Origin of the sequence: Sulfitobacter sp. M22, from assembly GCF_021736025.1 — a bacterium.
Classification (GTDB): Bacteria; Pseudomonadota; Alphaproteobacteria; order Rhodobacterales; family Rhodobacteraceae; genus Sulfitobacter; species Sulfitobacter litoralis.
The window spans coordinates 48,933-67,384 of record NZ_WMEC01000003.1 but is presented as its reverse complement, the minus strand read 5'-3'; the positions used below and the strand labels follow the sequence as shown (position 1 = coordinate 67,384).

At 58.1% G+C, this 18,452-nt stretch carries 16 protein-coding genes and 1 pseudogene; 4 read left to right on the top strand and 13 right to left on the bottom strand.

Annotation, left to right across the window (positions count from 1 at the left end):
- Positions 1 to 2: 2 nt before the first annotated feature.
- The 5 genes from GLP52_RS16630 to GLP52_RS16610 form a co-directional block, all read right to left on the bottom strand.
- The gene (locus tag GLP52_RS16630; protein ID WP_237273778.1) at positions 3 to 959 is read right to left on the bottom strand and encodes an ABC transporter permease; all 957 of its coding nucleotides are present in this window, start codon (positions 957 to 959) and stop codon (positions 3 to 5) included.
- Position 960: 1 nt separating this feature from the next.
- Positions 961 to 2,466 (bottom strand): carnitine 3-dehydrogenase, encoded by a 1,506-nt coding sequence (locus GLP52_RS16625; protein ID WP_237272964.1) that lies wholly within the window; start codon positions 2,464 to 2,466, stop codon positions 961 to 963.
- A gap of 68 nt (positions 2,467 to 2,534) precedes the next feature.
- Complete coding sequence (locus GLP52_RS16620) at positions 2,535 to 3,890, bottom strand: ABC transporter substrate-binding protein (RefSeq protein ID WP_237273777.1); 1,356 nt, start codon at positions 3,888 to 3,890, stop codon at positions 2,535 to 2,537.
- On the bottom strand, positions 3,863 to 4,087 hold the full coding sequence (locus GLP52_RS16615) for a twin-arginine translocation signal domain-containing protein (protein ID WP_237272962.1): 225 nt from the start codon (positions 4,085 to 4,087) through the stop codon (positions 3,863 to 3,865). The genes GLP52_RS16620 and GLP52_RS16615 overlap by 28 nt, the downstream gene beginning before the upstream one ends.
- Before the next feature lie 50 nt (positions 4,088 to 4,137).
- A complete protein-coding gene (locus GLP52_RS16610) occupies positions 4,138 to 5,031 on the bottom strand; it encodes a 3-keto-5-aminohexanoate cleavage protein (protein WP_093732968.1) in 894 nt (297 codons plus the stop codon).
- A 148-nt stretch (positions 5,032 to 5,179) separates the two neighbouring features.
- Here GLP52_RS16610 and GLP52_RS16605 point away from each other — a divergent pair, with 148 nt between their 5' ends.
- The 4 genes and pseudogenes from GLP52_RS16605 to GLP52_RS16590 form a co-directional block, all read left to right on the top strand.
- Positions 5,180 to 5,440, top strand: coding sequence for a hypothetical protein (locus GLP52_RS16605; RefSeq protein WP_237272961.1), 261 nt, complete (start codon positions 5,180 to 5,182; stop codon positions 5,438 to 5,440).
- Between the two features lie 31 nt (positions 5,441 to 5,471).
- Positions 5,472 to 6,077, top strand: a complete 606-nt coding sequence (locus tag GLP52_RS16600) for a GlxA family transcriptional regulator (protein WP_237272960.1) — start codon at positions 5,472 to 5,474, stop codon at positions 6,075 to 6,077.
- A 182-nt stretch (positions 6,078 to 6,259) separates the two neighbouring features.
- Positions 6,260 to 7,252 (top strand): IS30 family transposase, encoded by a 993-nt coding sequence (locus GLP52_RS16595; protein ID WP_237272959.1) that lies wholly within the window; start codon positions 6,260 to 6,262, stop codon positions 7,250 to 7,252.
- Between the two features lie 40 nt (positions 7,253 to 7,292).
- A pseudogene (locus GLP52_RS16590) lies at positions 7,293 to 7,427 on the top strand (IS30 family transposase); the annotation flags it as partial.
- Between the two features lie 214 nt (positions 7,428 to 7,641).
- On the opposite strand, the gene GLP52_RS16585 reads toward GLP52_RS16590, so the two are convergent.
- From GLP52_RS16585 to GLP52_RS16550, 8 genes are all read right to left on the bottom strand, one after another.
- A complete protein-coding gene (locus GLP52_RS16585; RefSeq protein ID WP_093734529.1) occupies positions 7,642 to 8,007 on the bottom strand; it encodes a response regulator in 366 nt (121 codons plus the stop codon).
- Between the two features lie 9 nt (positions 8,008 to 8,016).
- Entirely contained in the window at positions 8,017 to 9,669 is a 1,653-nt protein-coding gene (locus GLP52_RS16580) for a PAS domain-containing sensor histidine kinase (RefSeq protein ID WP_237272958.1), read from the bottom strand.
- 145 nt (positions 9,670 to 9,814) lie between these two features.
- Positions 9,815 to 12,919 carry a CHASE domain-containing protein gene (locus tag GLP52_RS16575; protein WP_237272957.1) on the bottom strand — a complete coding sequence of 1,035 codons (3,105 nt, stop codon included), beginning with the start codon at positions 12,917 to 12,919 and terminating at the stop codon, positions 9,815 to 9,817.
- A 271-nt stretch (positions 12,920 to 13,190) separates the two neighbouring features.
- On the bottom strand, positions 13,191 to 14,453 hold the full coding sequence (locus GLP52_RS16570) for a glycerate kinase type-2 family protein (protein ID WP_237272956.1): 1,263 nt from the start codon (positions 14,451 to 14,453) through the stop codon (positions 13,191 to 13,193).
- A 58-nt stretch (positions 14,454 to 14,511) separates the two neighbouring features.
- Positions 14,512 to 15,489, bottom strand: a complete 978-nt coding sequence (locus tag GLP52_RS16565; RefSeq protein ID WP_093732844.1) for an NAD(P)H-dependent flavin oxidoreductase — start codon at positions 15,487 to 15,489, stop codon at positions 14,512 to 14,514.
- A gap of 101 nt (positions 15,490 to 15,590) precedes the next feature.
- Positions 15,591 to 16,751, bottom strand: coding sequence for an acetyl-CoA C-acetyltransferase (locus GLP52_RS16560; RefSeq protein ID WP_237272955.1), 1,161 nt, complete (start codon positions 16,749 to 16,751; stop codon positions 15,591 to 15,593).
- Positions 16,752 to 16,775: 24 nt separating this feature from the next.
- A complete protein-coding gene (locus GLP52_RS16555; protein ID WP_093732846.1) occupies positions 16,776 to 17,537 on the bottom strand; it encodes an SDR family NAD(P)-dependent oxidoreductase in 762 nt (253 codons plus the stop codon).
- Between the two features lie 102 nt (positions 17,538 to 17,639).
- Complete coding sequence (locus GLP52_RS16550) at positions 17,640 to 18,320, bottom strand: DnaA N-terminal domain-containing protein (RefSeq protein WP_093732847.1); 681 nt, start codon at positions 18,318 to 18,320, stop codon at positions 17,640 to 17,642.
- Positions 18,321 to 18,452: the final 132 nt, after the last annotated feature.

Here is an 18,452-nt window from a genome sequence, read left to right as displayed (position 1 = left end):
GGTCACTTCCTGTGCATCAGGCGGGGATTGGTGGCGATCGCCAGCACATCCGCGCCGAGGTTGAGAAGAATGTAGATGCTCGCAAAAATCAGACAGCTTGCCTGCACCACGGGGATGTCCCGTTTTGCTACGGAATCAACCATCAGCTGTCCAAGGCCGGGGTAGACAAAGACGACCTCGACGATGACCACGCCTGTAATCAGATAGGCGAGGTTCAGGGCCACCACATTGATGATTGGTGCAAGCGCATTGGGAAGCGCGTGGCGCAGGATCACTCGGAGGGGGGACGCCCCCTTGAGCCACGCCAGTTCGATATAGGGTTGGGCCAGCAGGTTTATGATTGCCGCCCGCGTCATGCGCATCATATGTGCGGTCACTACAAGCACCAGCGTCAAGGCTGGCAGGAATGTGCGGTACAGCATCTCGCCCAGCCCTGCGCTACTGCCGAAATCCGAGATTGACGGAAAAATGCCCCAGCGGATCGACAGGAACAGCATCAGGATGTAGGCGACGAAATACTCCGGAAACGAGATCGACGAGAGGGTAAAGATGTTCACCCCCCGGTCAAACCAGCTGCCGCGATACAGCGCGGCCAGCAATCCCAGCCCCACGGCCAGCGGCACTGAGATGACCGCCGCATAAACAGCGAGAAAGAGCGTGTTCCCAAGGCGGGCAGCCAACAGGTCGGAAATCGGCCGGTTGTTCGCCAACGACTGACCAAAATCACCCCGAACAATGCCGCCAAGCCAGTCAAGATACCGAACATAGGCCGGCTGATCGAGACCAAGGTCACGTCGGAAGGCCGCCACTGTTTCCGGTGTAGCGGATTGGCCAAGTACCTCTTCGGCAAGGTCTCCGGGCAACAATTCAATTGCCATAAAGATAAACAGAGAAATCGCAAACAGCGTCAACAGCCCAAGAGCCAGACGGTGCAGGATCATGCGGGCGAGCGGGTGCATGTCAGCTGACCTCCGGTTCAGGCCAACCGATGTCGCGGATCGGGCGGCCCGCGTGCTCAGGCACCTCCAGCCCGCTTTGACCCGGCGAGAGAGCCGCAAGCCGTTCGGTCAGCGGTGCCGCCATCGGACTTGCGCGGCCCGCCTCTGTATCCACATGCATCAACATATGCTCGGCGGTGGCCTGCACCTGCCCGGCCTCATCAACCATTTCGTGATGCAAACGGATGCGCTTGGCGTCATGGCCCAGCACGATGCTTTTCACCGAAAGCCGCGTGTTGACCTTGGTTTCCGCAAGATGGCGAATGTGGGTTTCCACCGTATAGACCGAGCGGCCCGCGCTGCGATAGGCGTCGTCCATGCCGATATGGCCCAAGAAAGCGTCGGTCGCATCGCCGAAAACCTGAAGGTAACGGAATTCGGTCATATGGCCGTTGTAATCCAGCCATTCGCCCGGCACACGCGTTTCATGCAGCACCATGGACGCGCGATAGTCCGTTTCAGTAGCGCGCGCGACGGCTTTCGCACGCTCGAAGAAGCGGTCTTCCATCTCGCGAAGGGTCTCGCCCGCGCCCCAGTCGTTGGCCCGCAGAGCCTGTAGAATGCCGATCAAGTTGTCATCGCGAATCCGCTCCAATTCACGGATCGAATGCTGCCCGGATTGCGCGTCTGACTGATCGCCAATTTTACCTGCCAGCGCGTCTGTCATCTCTGGCACGTCCATGAGCTTGGTCCACGGCCATTTCAGGGCGGGGCCAAATTGTTCGATGAAATGCTTCATCCCGGCTTCGCCACCGGCAATGCGATAGGTCTCAAACAAGCCCATCTGCGCCCAGCGAAGACCAAAGCCAAAGCGGATAACGTCGTCGATCTCTTCGGTTGTGGCTACATCGTCATGCACCAGCCAAAGCGCCTCGCGCCAGACGGCTTCGAGCAGGCGGTCCCCGATATGGGCGTCGATTTCCTTGCGGATGCGGACAGGTTTCAACCCGGTCTCGCGCTGGATTTCTGCGGCGCGGTCAAGCGCGGCCTCTGTATTCGCGGGGGAGCCCACGATCTCGACCAGCGGAACTAGATAAACGGGATTGAACGGATGCGCCACGAACAGCCGTTCGGGGTGGGCCATACCCTCTTGCAATTGCGAAGGGCGAAAGCCCGAGGTGGAGGAGCCGATCAGCGCATCACGGGGCGCGGCGGCTTCGATGGCGGCGATGACAGTATGCTTCAGGTCGAGCCGCTCAGGCACGCTTTCCTGGATATAATCGGCACCCGCCACCGCCGCGGCAAGCGTGTCGTGAAAGGTCAGTTGGCCTTCGGGGCCAAGCGGTGCCATCAGCATGCGGGCGTAGGCACGGCGGGCGTTCTCGAGCACTTCGTCGACAATGCGGCGGGCGTCCGGGCTGGGGTCATGCACCGCGACGTCAATCCCGTTCAGCAAGAAACGCGCGATCCAACCACCGCCGATGACACCACCGCCAATACAGGCAACCTTCGAGATCAATTTGGACATTTCAGAAGCCTTCTGTCGCCATAAAAAAAGGCTCTGCCGCCGGGAACATGGCAGCAGAGCAGGGGGGATCAAACGTCGGTGAGCCACCAGCGTTCGATGGCCTTCCAGCCATCGAGATACTGGTTCGCCGCGACCTCGCCATGGGCGACACGGTCGTTCCTGCCGTCGATGTAGTTGCCGAACATCGGGATAATCGCCCCGCCATCGTCGCGACAAAGCCGCTGCATATCGGCGTACATCTCGGCCCGCCGGTTCTCGTCCAGCTCGGTCCGCGCCTGGATCAGCAACGTGTTGAATTCGTCGTTCTGCCACTTGGTCTCGTTCCACGCAGCACCAGCGCCATAGACAAGGCTGAACATCCAGTCAGCGGTCGGGCGCCCGTTCCAATACCCCATAAAGAAGGGTTCTTTCATCCAGACGTTGGACCAATACCCATCAGCTGGTCGGCTGTTGACCTCTAGGTTGATGCCCGCCTTGGACGCGCTTTGCTGGAACAATACGGCGGCATCAACCGCGCCGGAATAGGCCCCGTCAGAGGTGGCAAGCGTTACATCCAAACTGTCGAGCCCGGCTTTCTTGAGGTGGAACTTGGCCTTGTCGGGATCATAGGTCCGCTGCTCTAGATCTGCCGCATGAAACCGCTGCGACGGTGCAATGGGGTGGTCATTGCCAAGGCTGCCATGGCCGCGCAGCACCTTATCCAGCATTTCCTGTCGGTTCACCGCATGTTTCAGGGCAAGACGCACGTTCACATCCTCGAAAGGTGCCTTGCTACACTGCATTGCAATCGGAAAATGCGAGGTGCCGGTGACTTCGACCGTATGCACATTCGGACGGCGCTTGAGCATATGGACGGTTTTTGTCGGCACGGCATTAATGATATCCACTTCGCCGGTGACCAACGCGCTCTGACGCGCGGTCGGGTCGTTTATGGTCAGAATTGTCACCTCATCAAACCAGGCCCGATCGGATTTGAAATAGTCGTCGCGGCGTTTCAGACGCATGCGTACGCCGGGCTCGAACTCTTCCAACGTATAGCCGCCAGTGCCGACACCCGACTGCCAGTCCAGCCCGCCTTCGCCGTTTTCCGGCATGATCCACATGTGGTAATCGGCGGTGACATATGGAAAATCGGCGTTGCCGCTGGTCAGCTCGAATACGACAACATTGTCACCGTCGGCCCGGATCTCTTTCACCTGCTTTAGCAGCTCTTTGGCACCGGATTTCGTATCCTCGCCACGGTGATGGTTAAACGACGCGATCACGTCCTTCGCGGTGACTTGCTTGCCGTTGGAAAAGTTCGTCTTGCGCAGGCGGAAAGTCCATGTCGCCGCATCGTCACTGGCTTCATAGCTTTCGGCCAGTTCAGGCTGCGCCACGCCCGCAGCGTCGATCTCTAGCAGCGTGTTGCACACGGCAAGCATCCCAAGAGCAACCACCCCACCATAGGTCGTGGCCGGGTCGATCGTGTCAGACGTCGCCCCCCCGAACTGCCAACCCGCACACTGCCCCCACGCTTGGGCGCTGGCTGTGCAAAAGCCGCAGGCGCAAGCCCCAAGGCTAGGGCAGCAGCCGAACTTGTCCGCAGGAAACCGCGGCGGTCGAGGTTGGATAGGGTCATAGCAAATCTCCCTTGCTAGCGGCGTATTAACGCCCGTTGTCGCGCCGGATTTACCAGCGTTTTTTCAGGTTCAGCTTGCTGCGCACTTCGGCGGGGGTCAGCAGGTTAACGTTCATCGCCGACAGCATCGTCACGGCCCGTTCAACCAGATCACCGTTAGAGGCCTTCACCCCTTTGCTCAGCCAGATATTATCCTCTAGCCCGACGCGCACATTGCCCCCTGCAAGTACAGCTTGGGCCGCGAATGGCAGTTGCATGCGCCCTATAGAGAACATCGAATAACACCAGCCTTCGGGCATGTTATTCACCATCGCCATGACTGAATTGAGGTCATTGGGCGCGCCGTAAGGGATGCCCATGCAAAGCTGCACCAGCACCGGATCGTCGATCAGCCCCTCTTGTACCAGCGTTTTGGCTAGCCAAAGGTGGCCCAGATCAAAGACCTCGATCTCCGGCTTCACGCCGGCCGCCTGAATGCGCTTGGCCATTGTACGCAGGGTGCCAGGTGTGTTGGTCATGACATAGTCAGCTTCGGCGAAATTCATCGTGCCGCAATCCAACGTGCAGATTTCCGGCAACAATTCCTCGACATGGACCAAACGTTCGGTCGCCCCGATCAACTCGGTTTCGCGCTCATTCAACGGCAAGGGCGCTTCGGCCGAGCCAAGGACGATATCACCGCCCATGCCAGCTGTCAGATTCAAGATCACATCGGTCCCGCTATCGCGGACCCGCGCCACAACTTCGCGGTACAATGCGATGTCGCGCGATGGGGCACCGGTTTCAGGGTCACGCACGTGCACATGGGCCACCGCGGCGCCCGCATTGGCGGCTTCTACACAGGCGGCGGCGATCTCTGCCGGGGTTACGGGGATTTTGTCGCTTTTTGTGTGGCTCTGGCCTGAACCTGTCACCGCACAGGTGATGAATGTATCCCAGTTCACGTTGTCGCCTCCGTTTGCGTGATGTCTTGTTGCGGCCACCTTAGAAAGGAACCAACTTTCCTATTGGCCTAAACTGCCATATTGCTTGCATATGTCGCCAATATACCCTTTCCGATTAGCTATTTTGCCCTTCGATGGCTTTTCAAACATGGTGCTCGCCAGCGCGGTAGAGCCTTTACGCGCCGCTTGCGACATTTCGGGCAATCCGCTGTTTCGCTGGCAGGTGGCCACTGTTGGCGGGCGGCCGATCCGCAGTTCGTCGGGTATGCAGCTACGCCCGGATATCGCATTAGAAGCGCTTGATCGCGTTGATGCGCTTGTCATCGTGGCTGGATACGGCGTCAGAGAGCAGGCCGAGCCGCCGCAGGTTCGGGCCGCAGGTTCGGGCCGCAGCCCGTCGGGCAGATAGTCTGATTGGGCTTGATATGGGGGCGTGGGTCATGGCCGCCGCGGGCCTGCTACACGGGCGCCGTGCGACGGTGCATTGGTACGAGCTCGACGCATTTGCCGAAGCCTTTCTGGAGGTTGATGTCGTGGCCGACAGCTACGTCGTGGATCGGGATCGGCAAAGCGCTGGCAGTGCAACCTCGGCCATGAGCTTGGCTCTTGATCTGATCCGTGATCGGGCCGGAGATGCGCTGGCGCATGATGTAAGCACGCTTTTCGTATATGATACGGCCGACGCACGACGGGCGGAAAGCGGCGCACTGTCGCCCCGCCTTGGGCGGGCGGTGCGCTATATGTTGAAATATATAGAAGAGCCAGTCACCCTCAGGGAGGTCTCGCAGCATGCCGGGGTTTCACTTCGTTCGCTCGATCGCATGTTCCACCGCGAGCTCGGGGTTTCGGCCGGCCAATACTACCGCCGTCTGCGCCTGATCCAGTCCCGGAGCCTTGCACTAGAAACGAGTATGCCCACCCACGAGATCGCGACCCGGACCGGCTTTAGCTCCGCAGCCACACTGGCGCGCGCGTTCAAAATACAATTTGGCAGCACGATCAGCGAAATACGGTGCCGGACGCGACCAGACAGCGGTTCCATTTAGACCGGTGCTTCTATTAGCGATGCGGAGTTATCTGATTGGCTGCGGTCGTGAGATCCGAATATGAATACGTAGATATAAATTAACATAACGTTCATTATCCGGTCTAGCGTTGTAGCGCGGGCACATTCTAAACTGGGTTGCGAAATTTCCCCTATCTTGCTGGAAAGCAAGGAGAATGAAAGATGGCCCATACAGAGCTAAACCTGCGTGAACGGCGCACGATTGAAGATATGTTGAATGCTAAGATACCCGTACGAGAGATAGCAGCGGAGATCGGCAGGCATGTTTCGACGATTTATCGTGACATCAAGCGCAACCGCTATGCCGACGAAGACCTGCCGGAATTGAACGGATACTATGGTGTTGTTGCTCAACGCGCTGCGGTTCAAAGGCGTGCACGCCGTCAAAAATTGGTGCGCCTTGTCGGCCTGCGAAAGGCTGTGATCAAACAGCTCAAAGAAGGTTGGTCTCCCGAACAGATCGCGGGTCGATTGTTCTTTGAAGGCCAGAAAGTTCGTGTGAGCCACGAGACAATTTATGCTTATGTCTACAGTCCAGACGGTCAATCCAAAGAGCTGGCCCGATACCTCCCAAACCGGCGCAAGAAACGGAGACCGCACCATTCACGCAGGTCCCGTGGCCTTGTTTTCCCGCCAGATCGGTCCATCCATGAACGACCCGACTACGTTGATACGCGTGAGACTTTTGGCGAATGGGAGGGCGATTTGATGATTTTCGAGCGTGCTCAGGGTAAGATGAACGTCGCCTCGCTCATTGAGCGGAAAACCCGCTTCGCCGTCCTGTTCCGTAACAACGACCGCAGCACAACGCATCTGATGGACAAGCTAATGACTGTGATGGAACCCCTGCCCCAAACGGCCCGTAAATCGATCACCTTTGATAGAGGTATTGAGTTTAGGAATTGGCGCAAGCTGGAACCTGGAATCGGAACCGAGGCATGGTTCTGTGATCCGCAAGCCCCGTGGCAAAAGGGTTCCGTCGAAAACCTGAACAAGCGTGCGCGGCGCTACTTACCAAGAGATGCGCCTGTGGCCGCGCTCTCAAATCGAGATAAGAAGTCGATTTGCGACCGCTTGAACGGCACGCCCAGAAAGTGTCTGGGATGGCGCACACCAACGGAAGCATTCAGGGAAGAACTCATGAAACTAAGATAGCGGTAACCGTCGCAACGACCCTTGAGAATCCAGCGGATAGATGCGTAATGAAGATCGCCAATCCAAGCCGATCAAGGAGTCCCTGATCAACGGGTTGGCTCCCCTGCCCGCCGACGCGCGCCAGTCGATCACCTTCGACCGAGGCACCGAGTTCTCCGCCAGGAAACATCTTAAGGCCGCTGAGGTCTTTGAAAGCAACCTGATGGAAATACAGAACCGGTTGGAGTAAAACGAGATATCAAGAACTGCACTTCACCGTGAGTTCACACCGCAAAGCGTTCGGATCAACCGCTTGGCACCCTGAACATCAGAAACTACGGATATGATACAAAAGTAAAAAACCGCAGTGTACGCCACTGCGGTTTCTGTATTCTAAAATTTGGTAGGCTTCACGCGATGGCGGCTTTGATCTGGTCTGCCAGCGACATGGGATCAAATGGTTTGCTGATCACCTCTGTCGCGCCAATGCCGCGCAGCTCTTCCAACTCGTTGGGCTGTGCCCGCGCGGTCATGAAAATTGCAGGTACATTTGCAAAGTTCGGATTCTCGCGCAGCTTTTCTAGCGTTTGGCGGCCCGTCATGCCCGGCATCATCATGTCCAACAGAAATACATCGGGGATATAATCGAGCGTCTTTTCAAGCGCTTGTTCGCCGCAATCACACTGTTCAACCACGAAATCGCCCGAAAGCTCGAGAGACATCTTGGCGATTTCGCGGATATCGGCATCGTCTTCTACGTGAAGCAATTTGATCATACGGTACACTTATCCAACATTTTCTAGTCTTTCAAAATCTTTGTCCGGCTCAGAATGCCGCGTTTTGACGGGTAAAGTGAAGGTGAAAGTTGTCCCCCGCCCTTCTTCACTCACAAAATTGATCGTCCCACCCAAACCTTCAACAATTGCTTTACAGATACTCAGCCCCAAACCGGTACCGCCTTTGCTCGCACGATCCGAGTTTGCCATATCTGCAAAACGCTGGAAAATCTTGTGTTGGTCTTCTGTGGCAATGCCCATACCTTCGTCACGCACGGATACACTAACGACTTCTTCGTTCTTGGTAACAGAAATTTCGACCACACCGCCGGGTTTGGAAAACTTCGCGGCATTCGACATAAGGTTGGTTAAAACTTGAATGATACGGTTGGCGTCAGTTTCGATAAACGTCGAGGTATCAACACCGCGGCATTTGATTTGAAGACCAAACCGCTGATGCGCCATCGCGTTGGCCCGCAAAGATTCCGCGATCAACTCTGACAGGTCTGCGGTTTCCATCTCGAAATCCAGACGTCCCGACGATATCTTCTCGATGTCCAGAATATCATTGATAATCAGCACCAGACGGTCGGCGTTGCGATGCGCAATTTCCAGCAGCCCTTCGGCCTTGGGTGGCAGCTCCCCCGCGGCCTTGGACAACAATAACCCCATGGATCCCTTGATAGAGGTCAGCGGCGACCGCAGCTCGTGGCTGACCATCGAAATGAAATCCGCCTGAAGCTGGTCTTGTTCAAGACGTTCGGTGATGTCGTGCAACATGATTAGCAAGCGACCATCGGCGGTCCCCTTGTTCAACCATTTGATCGACCCGTCGAATTTCTTAGACCCGATCTGTGCGCTAAAAGTGGTGAACGTCTCGCCTGTGTCCACTATCCGCAAACACGCCTCAAGCACGTCTTCGCACCCGTTGTCCCGCGACATATCACGCACAGTCAGCCCATCGTCAGGGCGTTTTGCCCAGCCGAACCGCGCCTTTGCTGCGAGGTTCATATACCGCAGTTCAAGATCCTGTTCAGACACAATCCAGATGTCATCGCGTAGCTCGTGCAATGTCATGGCCGTGTCGCGTCGGGCGATCAATTTTGTGGTTGCCGTAATATCCGTGCGCGCCGAGATCGACCCTATCCAATTGCCATCGGCGTCCCGCAGCGGCGTTACGGTCGTTTGGGTCACACAGCTAGAGCCATCACGATGACGCAATGTGGTCTGGCCTTGCCAGCCCTTGCCCTGCCTTAGAAAATCCCGAATTTCGGCTGTCGTGATATGGTTGTCGCTGGCATATAACATCTTGACCGGTTGGCCGATCAGTTCGTCGCGTGTATAGCCCGTCGCCTCAAGCAGCAGGTCGTTCACCTCTACCAGCCGGTTATCGATGTCGACGACATTCACCATCGTGTGCTTCTTCAGGACGCTGAGCTGTTGCTTAAGGCTGTCATCTATCGTGGACCGCGCCGGCGTCGATCGAAAATTCATTGCAATCAGGGGAACAAGGCCGGCAAGTGCAATCGCGCCAACAATGGGAACAGTCTGGGCAGCCCCACCCGACAAGAGCGCCGCGCTTGAGGTGTACCACCCTCCGGCCAAAGCCGACCCTGCGACGAAACCAGTCGCGATGCGGCTCTTTTTTTCGTTCCAAGACATAGGACGTCCTTATCTACAAAAAGAAGGCACCATCCCAGCTTCAGCACCCTCTTATCCCTTGCGCCCCTATAGACAAAAGCATCTAGTCATTTTTAAGGCGACTTAAAATAAATTATACACAACCTGAGATAGATCAGCGCAGGCTTTATGTCGACCCGACAATGCTGTTGATAATATGCGATAGCTCAGTTTGCGATTTTACCAGATGCGTGCCCACTCGGCTATCCTTGTCGCGTGCGGCATCCGATGTCAGTCCGACCACCCGCGCTTGGGGTTGAAACCTTGCTATGTCGTCCAGAACGGCACTTGCATCACCATCCGGCACCGTCCAGTCCAGAACGATAACGTCCAACGGTCCCGTATTCAGCGCGGCAGGAACCTCGTTCAGACGAGTGACGTTCTGGACGTCGGCAAAGGGCTTTAACCCCTCGCGAAGCACCTCTGCAAACTCTTCATCATCCTCAAGATGCAACACCTTTAGGTTGCGCTCCGTATCAGCAACGACCTCGAGCTGCGGCGGCTGGACAGGCCCCTGCACGTCAGCAGGACCACTGCTTAACGGGCACGTAAACCAAAAGATAGTCGTCCCGCTCGGCTTGCTTTCGAACCCGATATTCCCGCCCTGCCGCCACACGATCTGCCGCGTGATGTTCAGCCCAAGGCCGGTCCCGCCCTTTGCGCGTGTGTCTGATCCATCGGCCTGCGAAAACGCCTGGAAGATGCGGTTCTTGAAATTTTCAGGCACGCCGGGGCCGAAATTCTGCACATAGACGATCGCCATTTCGCCAATCGGTTCCGCCTTGATCGTAACAGCTGTGCCTTCGTTTGAATATTTGCAGGCATTGGAAATCAGGTTTGCCAGAACCTGCATCATGCGCGACCAATCCGCCGTTACATGGATCGGCGTCTCGGGCACATCAATCTGAAGGCTGGTCCCGTGCGTTACTGCGAAAGGCATCATCTCGTGGACGGCGGAATCGATGACCTCGTTCAGGCTCATATGGTCGAGGTCGAAATCGATCTTGCCCGACGAGATTTTTTCGAGGTCCAGAATGTCGTTCACGATGGTGGTCAGACGGTCCGCATTATTCCGCGCGATCTCGATCAGACGCAGGGCGGATGCAGGCAAAGCGTCCCGCGCCGACATCTCAATCAGCCCAAGCGCGCCTTTGATCGACGTCAATGGCGTGCGTAATTCATGGCTAACGGTTGAGACAAATTCATTCTTGATTTCGTCGATCTTCTTTTGATCGGTGATGTCGTTAACTTGCGCGATAAAGACAAAAGCGTCTTCATTCTTGTCATAGGTCCAGGTGATGTTGAACAATCCCCATCGTTCGCCACCGTCTTTGTGCAGGATAGGATGTTCGCCCCGATACACTTCGTTCGACCCGCTTTGGGTAAACTGGGTGACGATATCCCGCATCATCTTTACGTCTTTTTTAGGGATGACCTGTCCGAGGGTAAAGCTGTCGGTCATCTCCTTTTGGGAATAGCCCGTAAGCTCGCACATAGCATTGTTCACGGTGGTAAACCGACCGTCGCTGTTCAGCGTCGCCATGCCGACGGGGGCAGCATTCAACACGGTGCGGAACCGCTTTTCACTTGCCTCAAGCGCGTTTCGGGCGTGGCGCAGGGCGGTGATGTCGCTTTGTGTGCCGACCATCCGTTTCGCCGTACCATCGGACGCGCGATCCACGACAACGGCATCGGACCGCATCCAGCGCCAGCTGTCGCCAAACTGCATCCGAAATTCCGTGAGCGATCTTTCGGCCTTGCCGGTGATACAGTTTTTATCTGCCTCAAGCAGCCGGGGCAAATCGTCGGGGTGGATGCGGTTCAGGAAGGCTTCTTGAGTATCCTCGACCTCGGGAGCCACATGGGTAATCTTCCGCCAAGTCGGTGAGACTACCGATTTTCCAGTCGCGAGATTAACTTCAAAGACACCGATCTCTGATCCGGCCAACGCATAATCGTAGCGTTCCTTGATTCCCGCTAGTTCTTCCACGGCCCCCACTTCGGCAGTCACGTCGCGCACAATGGCCGTCACCCGTTTGACACCATTCAGCGTGACCCAGTCGTTGTGGTGCACGTCAAGATACAGCTCGGCCCCGTCCCGCGTCTTGCCCGTCGCGTTATAGCCGGCGTCATCAGGAACTCCTTGGGCAGGGGTGACAAAGTCAGACAGGGGACGCCCGCCCATGCCGTCCTCTACCTCGTTGAAAACTTCAAGCGCAGCATGGTTGGCAAACAGGACCTGCCGCCGGTGATCTAGAATGAAGATGCCCACGACACTGTTTTCAATGATCGACCGGTTTTCCTCCTCGCGGGCGCTGATCTGCTGTTCGCGCAGTTTTGCGACTTCGGCCAAGGAATTTGCGCGCTGGCGTATGGCACGCAGTACAATCATCAACATTGCCGTCAACGCGATCCCTGCGACCAGCGCCAGAAGTGGGGTACCACCGGGAAAGAGCGCTTCGAACTGCGGCGTGCTTTCAAACTGCACCGTCCAGGTCCGGCCAAAGAATTCGGTGGTATAGGTGGTGCCATATTTGCCGGCCGTATGATTGTGATCCTGACTGGCATAAATCAGCGCTTCGGGATCGGTCGTGTCGCCGTCATATACGTGGAAATCGTAAACGTTGTTCTGGTTCGGCGTCAGGTCTTGCAGCAGGTTCCGGCCAACAAAGGGCGCATATACCCAACCGCGAAACTCCCCATCGCGCTGTCCCGAGCTATAGAACAGCGGGCGCAGCAACAAGAACCCCGGCTCTTTCATCGCGTCCTGCACCAGCAGGATACGCGGCGTCAGCTGTGGTGTGTTCGTTTCACGCGCCCGATTTGCCGCCTCGCGTCGCCCCTTTTCAAAGCTGATATCCAGCCCCACCGCTTCCTTGTTGGGCAGCACCGGCGCGATGTATTTGATCACATACTTTAGGTCGTGGTTGGTTTCAGGACGCACCTTAAACCCAGACGTCCCATTGGCGCGCATCTGGGACACAAAGGCTGCTTCGTCCACCCTTGCGACAGGTTCGATGAAACCGATCCCGTTGATACCGGGCAGGTAATTTTCGATATCGACACTTTCAACGAAGGTTTCGAAGTCGTCATACTCGATATTCTCGGATGCCTGCATCATCCCTGCAGCACCGTTCAGGCTTTGCAGATAGATATTCATCCGGCGGTCTAGCGCCTGCAGGCCATCTTCGGTGATGCGAGCAAATTCGGCCTTGGCCGCGGCGCGGTTCATGCGCGCGCCTTCTGCGTAGATCCCGAAGGTCACGAAAAGGCAGGCGACGACCAAAATCAAATCTAAGCGCTTGAACAAAACTACTCTCTCACAATTCGCAAAACTGGATACAGCGCCCATTCCGCTGAAAGCCGCTTGCTGAAAAGGTTAACGGCATTCTTCACTTATAGGTAGCACCGTTTTCGGTGCCAATGTTAATTGTAGCTTGCACGAAGGATTATGCGAGAAACATGAACAGATTCTTAAACGCTATCCAATCTAAAATTGAATTCTAACCTGGGAAAACAACCAGTGCACGGAAGTCGTTGACGTTCGTAAGCGTCGGTCCTGTTATGACCTGACCGCCAATACATTCAAAGAAACCATGCGCGTCATTTGCGGCAAGCGCCGCCTTCGCATCAACTCCTGCCGCATGGGCACGGTCCAAACTGTCGGGTCCGATGATGGCCCCTGCGACCTCGGCCGCGCCGTCGACGCCGTCGGTATCGCAGGCCAACCCCCAGACGCCCGCCGCCCCGTTCAGGGCCAACATCAAGGCAAGCGCGTATTCCGCATTCGGTCCGCCAACGCCCTCCCCGCGCCGTGTCACCGTTAGCTCCCCACCCGACAGGATTATCACCGGCGCATCGCCATGACGCAGACGCGCCTGTTCTTGCAGGGCCAAGGCGGCATGGGCCCGGGCGACCTCGCGGGCCTCGCCCTCAATATCATTGCCCAGACGAATCACGCGATACCCCTCCGCCTCGGCCAAAGCCTGTGCCGCATCAAGTGATTGCTTGGGGGCTGCATAAATCCGGTTCATCACCCGCGACAGCCGCGCATCACCCGGCGGCACGACCTGAGACCCCGCAGCGAGCGCCCGCGTGACCGAAGCCGGAACCGCCACGCCCCACTGCGTCAAAATCGCCTGCGCGTCCTGCGATGTGGTGGCATCGCCCACCGTCGGGCCGGACCCGATCATCGCCATATCATCCCCCGGCACATCCGAGATCATCAATGTGTGCATCACCGCCGGATAAGCCGCCGCCGCCAGCTGACCGCCTTTGACCTGCGACAGATGCTTGCGCACCACATTCATCTGCGTGATCGGCGCACCAGAGGCCAGCAACCCCGCGTTCACCGCTTGTTTTTCGGCCAGCGTAATCTCCCCCAAGGGCGCGGTCAGCAGCGCCGACGCCCCGCCCGAGATCAGCGCCAGCACAAAGTCCCCCTCCCCCAAGCCGCTCAACAGATCTAACATCCGCGCGGTTGCCGCCTGTCCGGCTGCATCGGGCACGGGATGCGCGGCCTCGACAATCTCGATCCCCTGACAGGGGCGCGCATATCCATAGCGGGTGATCACCAAACCGTCACAAGGACCCCACGCCGCCTCGACGGCCTCTGCCATGCGCGCGCTTGCCTTGCCCGCGCCGATCACCACGACGCGGCCCGCCGGTTTGGGCGGCAGATGCGTGGCCAGCGATTGCATCGGGTCCGCCACCGCGACGGCCCGGTCGAACAATCGGCGCAATGTCGTCTGCGGTGTGTCGTGCATCGCTATCTCTGTCCTCGCATCAAAAAAGCCGCCCCCGAAGGGACGGCCTGTTTTACACTCACGCGGTCTGATCGAACAGACGTTTGCGGGCGGCGGCGTATTCTGTTGCCAGACGCTCTACCACCTCGGCGGCGGGGCGCACATCCTTGACGGCGCCAATCCCCTGCCCGGCCCCCCAAATCTCTTTCCAGCTTTTGGGCTTTTCGCGGTCAGCCCCAAAGTTCATGTTCGACGGGTCGGACCGTTCAAGGTTGTTCGGGTCCATCCCCTGCGCCTCGATCGAGGACTTCAGATAGTTGCCCCAAACCCCGGTGAACAAATCGGAATAGACGATATCCGACGCGCCCGAATCCGCGATCATCTGTTTATAACGGTCGTCAGCGTTCGCTTCTTGCGTGGCGATAAACGCCGACCCGGCATAGCCACCATCCGCACCCATAGCCTGCGCCGCCAGAATGCTGTCGCCCTTGGCAATCGCACCGGACAAGAATACCGGCCCGTTAAACCATTCGCGAATTTCCTGAATCAGCGCCAGTGGCGACAACGCCCCGGCGTGGCCCCCTGCACCAGCCGCCACAGCGATCAGACCATCGGCCCCTTTTTCAATCGCTTTATGTGCAAAGCGGTTGTTGATGATGTCATGCAAGACCACACCACCCGCACCATGCGCCGCGTCGTTCAGCCATTCCTGTGCGCCCAAGGACGTGATCCACAGTGGCACCTCGTGCTTGACGCAAATCTCTACGTCGCGCTCGAGACGGGTGTTGGATTTATGCACAATCTGGTTCACCGCATAAGGGGCGGCGGGATTGTCGGGGTTGGCTTGGTTGTGACGGTCCAGCTCTTCCTTGATGCGCGTCAGCCAGCGGTCCAGCTCGATCGGCTCCCCTTCTGCTTCGCGTGCATTCAGCGCAGGAAAGCTACCCACGATACCGGCCTTGCACTGTGCAATCACCAGATCAGGGTTCGAGATAATGAACAGCGGGCTGCCAATCAGCGGGATACGCAAATTGTCGAAAAGGGCGGGTAGCGTCATCTTGTTCCTCCGGGACGTATTATTTTCCTGCAACTTGTCAGGATGTGCGGCCTTTGGAAATGACGGACGTTACGTCCCTCATCTCCTTCTTATGGTTGCGACTACAGCGCCTCGATAATCGTGACGTTGGCAATGCCGCCGCCTTCGCACATGGTCTGCAAACCGTATTTCTTGCCGCGCGCATGCAGGCTGTGCACCAGCGTCGTCATCAGCCGCGCCCCGGATGCGCCCAGCGGATGCCCAAGCGCAATCGCGCCGCCGTTCACATTCAACTTGGCCGGATCGGCACCAGTGTGTTTCGCCCAGGCCATCGGGATTGGCGCAAAGGCTTCGTTGACCTCGAACAAATCAATGTCGTCGATCTTCATACCTGCCCGTTCCAACGCGCGGTCGGTGGCAGGCAAAGGTTCCTCAAGCATGATCACAGGGTCGCCCGCCGTCACGGTCAGATTCACGATCCGCGCCTTTGGGGTCAGGTTGTATTTCTTCAGCGCCGCCTCGGACACGACCAACACCCCCGCCGCACCGTCGCAAATCTGCGACGCATTCGCAGCAGAGATCATCCCGTTAGGGTCCAACAGCTTTACGCCAGCGATCGACGCAAGCGACGCATCATCACGGATACCTTCGTCAAGCGTGTGCATCCCGCCGTCGATGGCCAGCGGAATGATCTCGGCGTCAAAGGCCCCGCCGTCTCGCGCGGCCGTGGCGCGGCGATGGCTCTCCAGCGCGTAGGCGTCCAGTTCTTCGCGGGTGAACCCGTGCTTTTGCGCGACCATTTCGGCGCCGATGAACTGGCTGAAATTCTTGGTGCCGTACCGTGCTTCGATCCGGTCGCTGAACGGTCCCTCGCCCAATCCCGCCTTGGCATAAAGCGACACGTTCGATCCCATCGGCACCCGTGTCATGCTTTCGACACCCATGGCGACAACCACATCCTGCGTGCCCGACATCACCGCCTGTGCCGCGAATTGCACCGCCTGTTGCGAGCTGCCGCATTGCCGGTCAATGGTCACCGCAGGCACAGATTGCGGCAGGTTCGACGCCAGCACGCAGTTGCGCCCGAAGGCAAAGGATTGCTCTCCGCCCTGACTGACGCAGCCGACGATCACGTCATCAATGACCGCGCCGTCGATCCCCGCGCGTGCGACCAGCGCGTTCAGTACCTCGGCCCCCAGATTAGCAGGGTGCCAGTCGCGCAGCGCGCCGCCACGGCGCCCCCCTGCGGTGCGGGCTGTTTCTACGATATAGGCATGTGCCATTGTGCTTTCCTCCCTAAGTAGTCTCTATTTCGGCGCCATCCGGATTGCGCCATCAAGGCGGATCGTTTCACCGTTCAACATCGGGTTATCGATGATCGCGCCGACCATTTTGGCGTATTCGGACGGGTCGCCCAAGCGGCTGGGAAAGGGCACCTGCGCGCCAAGCGAATCTTGCGCCTCTTGCGGCAGACTGGCCAGAAGCGGAGTCAGAAACAGCCCCGGCGCAATCGTCATCACGCGGATGCCATAGCGCGCCAGCTCGCGGGCGACGGGCAAGGTCATGCCCACAATCCCGCCCTTAGACGCGGCATAGGCCGCCTGCCCGATCTGCCCGTCGAACGCCGCGACCGAGGCCGTGTTGATGATCACGCCCCGCTCCTCGCCCACAGGCTCTGCCTTGTGCAGCGCGGCCGCGAATTTCGACAGCACGTTGAATGACCCCAGCAAGTTTACATTCACCACGTTTGCAAAGCTCGCCAACGGCAGCGCCGCGCCATCCCGGTCCACCACCTTCGCGGGCGGCCCGATGCCTGCACAGTTCACCAGAATTCGCGCCTTACCGTGCAGCCCTTCGGCCTTGGCAATCGCCGCCTCGACGGCGCTCTCGTCAGTCACATCAACACGCAGGAATTTGCCACCAATGGCGGCGGCTTTATCTTCGCCCAATTCGGCGTTCATATCAAAGATGGTCACCTTGGCCCCGGCCTGTGCCAGAAATTCAGCCGTGGCCCCGCCCAATCCTGATGCACCACCTGTGACGATGGCCGCTTGTCCGTTCAAATGCATGATATGCTCCCCTTCCCCATTTGCGGCGAATGTCGCCCGCGTTTTGGCGGATTACAATGGTAAAGCGTGGTGCAACGGGTGAGGCAAATCTGGCAGCCTGGTTCAGGCGATGATCACGACGTCAGAGACATCACTATCGACAGCTTGCAGTGCAGCCAGCACGCGGGTGGTCAGGTGGGTCTGGACATAGGCACCGTGAAAACGGCTCGGGGCTTGAAGCGTCACACGCCCCCCTGCCCGATCGTGCCGCGTGAGGTTATGCAGCCAGCTGCCATAGACACCCGCGTCTTCGGCATGCAGCACGGTCTGTGCCAACGCCCATTCGCTCCCGCCCTCAACCGGCGGTGTCGGCGCGGTGCCGCGTACCGGCAATGGCACAACGCGTGTAGGTTCGGGTGCCCCTTGCATCCGTAGATCAAAGTCGGGGCCAACATGCGGCCACTGCGGCCGCGTCATTTCAAGGATCGCATCAAGGTCGAGCCCGTACTCCGTCACCCGTCCGCGCGCGCCCTGTCGTTTGACCACGAGCCAGCCACACCCGCGCAGCTTTGCCATCTCGCGTTTGACGGTGCGCTCATCAACGGACCACAGCTGGGCGATCTCGCGCTGACCGACGGCCAGTTCGTTGCGGGCCCAGTTGTAGCGCGCCGTCACTAGTGTAATGAAGCGCAACACCAAACGGTGATCGTGTTTACCACCGGCAAGGGCATAGGCCCCCAAGGCAGTGATGATGTCGTATTTGCGCGCGGCGGCGTCGCGCCCCACGGGTTTGGGTGAAAGCATAGCTGCTCCGATCTGGCACGATGTGAATGTGCAGCCTCAGTTCGATCTCTTTGTGGATCCTCGGGGCGTGGACAACGTCCTTTCCGCCTCTTCCCTGATTTGCGTCCGGAAACCCGATTCTGTCAAGGATTG

What these genes read in the sequence shown, in the direction of transcription:
- GLP52_RS16630 (WP_237273778.1), bottom strand. Translation starts at nt 959, where the DNA reads ATGCACCCGCTCGCCCGCATGATCCTGCACCGTCTGGCTCTTGGGCTG.
- GLP52_RS16625 (WP_237272964.1), bottom strand. Translation starts at nt 2,466, where the DNA reads ATGTCCAAATTGATCTCGAAGGTTGCCTGTATTGGCGGTGGTGTCATC.
- GLP52_RS16620 (WP_237273777.1), bottom strand. Translation starts at nt 3,890, where the DNA reads ATGCTTGCCGTGTGCAACACGCTGCTAGAGATCGACGCTGCGGGCGTG.
- GLP52_RS16615 (WP_237272962.1), bottom strand. Translation starts at nt 4,087, where the DNA reads ATGACCCTATCCAACCTCGACCGCCGCGGTTTCCTGCGGACAAGTTCG.
- GLP52_RS16605 (WP_237272961.1), top strand. Translation starts at nt 5,180, where the DNA reads ATGGTGCTCGCCAGCGCGGTAGAGCCTTTACGCGCCGCTTGCGACATT.
- GLP52_RS16600 (WP_237272960.1), top strand. Translation starts at nt 5,472, where the DNA reads ATGGCCGCCGCGGGCCTGCTACACGGGCGCCGTGCGACGGTGCATTGG.
- GLP52_RS16595 (WP_237272959.1), top strand. Translation starts at nt 6,260, where the DNA reads ATGGCCCATACAGAGCTAAACCTGCGTGAACGGCGCACGATTGAAGAT.
- GLP52_RS16585 (WP_093734529.1), bottom strand. Translation starts at nt 8,007, where the DNA reads ATGATCAAATTGCTTCACGTAGAAGACGATGCCGATATCCGCGAAATC.
- GLP52_RS16580 (WP_237272958.1), bottom strand. Translation starts at nt 9,669, where the DNA reads ATGTCTTGGAACGAAAAAAAGAGCCGCATCGCGACTGGTTTCGTCGCA.
- GLP52_RS16575 (WP_237272957.1), bottom strand. Translation starts at nt 12,919, where the DNA reads ATGAACCGCGCCGCGGCCAAGGCCGAATTTGCTCGCATCACCGAAGAT.
- GLP52_RS16570 (WP_237272956.1), bottom strand. Translation starts at nt 14,453, where the DNA reads ATGCACGACACACCGCAGACGACATTGCGCCGATTGTTCGACCGGGCC.
- GLP52_RS16565 (WP_093732844.1), bottom strand. Translation starts at nt 15,489, where the DNA reads ATGACGCTACCCGCCCTTTTCGACAATTTGCGTATCCCGCTGATTGGC.
- GLP52_RS16560 (WP_237272955.1), bottom strand. Translation starts at nt 16,751, where the DNA reads ATGGCACATGCCTATATCGTAGAAACAGCCCGCACCGCAGGGGGGCGC.
- GLP52_RS16555 (WP_093732846.1), bottom strand. Translation starts at nt 17,537, where the DNA reads ATGCATTTGAACGGACAAGCGGCCATCGTCACAGGTGGTGCATCAGGA.
- GLP52_RS16550 (WP_093732847.1), bottom strand. Translation starts at nt 18,320, where the DNA reads ATGCTTTCACCCAAACCCGTGGGGCGCGACGCCGCCGCGCGCAAATAC.